This window comes from Oceanobacillus luteolus, assembly GCF_042678205.1.
Classification (GTDB): Bacteria; Bacillota; Bacilli; order Bacillales; family Amphibacillaceae; genus Oceanobacillus; species Oceanobacillus luteolus.
This window is the reverse complement of record NZ_JBHUDE010000085.1, coordinates 1-1,804: the sequence shown is the minus strand read 5'-3', so window position 1 is coordinate 1,804 and position 1,804 is coordinate 1. Positions and strand designations below refer to the sequence as shown.

Genomic DNA, 1,804 nt, shown 5'->3' with positions numbered 1-1,804 from the left:
TACTACCGCGCTTCGCTTGCTTGCCCTGTCTTTGGTGTTGAAGTCTTGCGACTTCAACACCAAAGACAGGGTATATGTTCTCCCACAAACATTTTACTCTAACAATATGGTAACATTTTTAATTGGCCTAGGGAGTATTATCATTCTTATATTACTTAAAAAAATGGCACCTAAATTTCCAGCACCATTAGTTGTTGTAGTTTTGGGTATTTTAGTAGTTCGTTTTCTTCAATTAGACCAAGTTGGTGTTAAGATTGTTGGTGATATTCCGAATGGAATACCAGCATTTTCAATTCCAATGTTTAATATAGAGGCAATTACGGCTTTACTACCGATTGCATTGACGATTTCATTTGTCAGTTTTATGGAATCTGTCGCAGTTGCAAAGTCAATTGCCAATAAAGAAAAATATAAAATTAATGCAAATCAAGAGTTAAATGGTTTAGGCCTGGCAAATATCTTTGGGTCATTTTTCTCTGCTTTTCCAGTTACAGGAGGATTTTCAAGGACAGCAGTAAACTATCAAGCAGGAGCTAGAACAGGTCTTGCTTCTATTATTACAGCAGTATTAATTTTTATTACGCTTCAATTCTTTACAGGGTTGTTTTACTTTCTTCCTCAAGCTGTATTAGCAGCAATTATAATGGTTGCTGTGTATGGATTAATTGATGCAAAGGAAGCAGTTCATTTATTCAAGGTAAAAAAAGCAGATGGATGGACATTACTAATTACTTTTATAGCAACTCTTACATTGGGGATTGAACAAGGAATACTAGTTGGAATCGGTGTATCCTTACTGCTGTTTATTTGGAGAAGTGCATATCCTCATATAGCTGAATTAGGATATCTTAGTGATCAGAATGTTTTTAAGAATGTGAAGTATTATCCAAATGCCAAAACATATGAGAACTTGTTAATATACCGAATAGATGCATCGTTATATTTTGCGAACATGGCATTTGTTGAAGAAAAACTTCAACAAGCTATCCTTGAAAAGGCAAACATTAATAAAGTCATTCTAGACTTTTCGGGGGTTAATTCAATGGATGCTATTGCGCTTGACGAATTAACGAAAATCATAGAAGGCTACAAAAAATCTAATATAGAGTTTTATATTGCTGGAATCAAACAACCAGTCTATGAACTCTTTAGAAAAGCAGGATTAGATAAAAAGTACAAGGGGAAAATTGATTTTCTGTCTGTAGATCAGGCTCTTTGAAATGTAAAACTTGGGGTGATCTCATGAGTAAGCAAATAATGGCTGATAACAATCAAGGGTTTGTTAATAGTATATTAAAAGAGGATCCTCATTATTTTGAAAGGTTAAAAGAAGGGCAATCACCAGAGTACTTTGTAATAGCTTGTTCTGATTCTAGGGTCAGTCCTTCTATTGTTGCTAACATGCCACTTGGGAGTATGTTTGTTCACCGAAACATTGCAAATCAAGTTACCGATGATGACACTAGCTTGAATGCAAGCTTGTATTATGCACTCAAGCATTTAAAAGTAAAAAAAATAGTTATTAAAGGGCATACTAGCTGCGGAGGGATAGAAGCTGCTTGTAGCGGTAATAACGAAAATGAGTTAAAGAGTTGGATTTCAAAAATAAAAAAAGGATTACCGGATACATGTAATCTGTCCCAACAAGAGCTTTCCAAACAGAATATATTACAACAAATAGAAAATTTAAAGAGTCATCTGTAACTGCTAAACTATAATAGACAGTTATTGCTAAATAAGAATGAACACTTTCTATGGGGATAGGCATGTAAAAGGATGTTGCCCCGTAGGGGCGACAGCCTTT

General features: G+C 34.8%; 2 protein-coding genes. Both read left to right on the top strand.

Going from position 1 to position 1,804, the window contains the following annotated elements:
- Positions 1–1,219 (top strand): SulP family inorganic anion transporter (locus ACFSBH_RS12320; RefSeq protein WP_379597778.1); only part of this gene is annotated, 1,219 nt, incomplete at its 5' end.
- A 23-nt stretch (positions 1,220–1,242) separates the two neighbouring features.
- The gene (locus tag ACFSBH_RS12315; RefSeq protein ID WP_379597776.1) at positions 1,243–1,704 is read left to right on the top strand and encodes a carbonic anhydrase; all 462 of its coding nucleotides are present in this window, start codon (positions 1,243–1,245) and stop codon (positions 1,702–1,704) included.
- Positions 1,705–1,804: the final 100 nt, after the last annotated feature.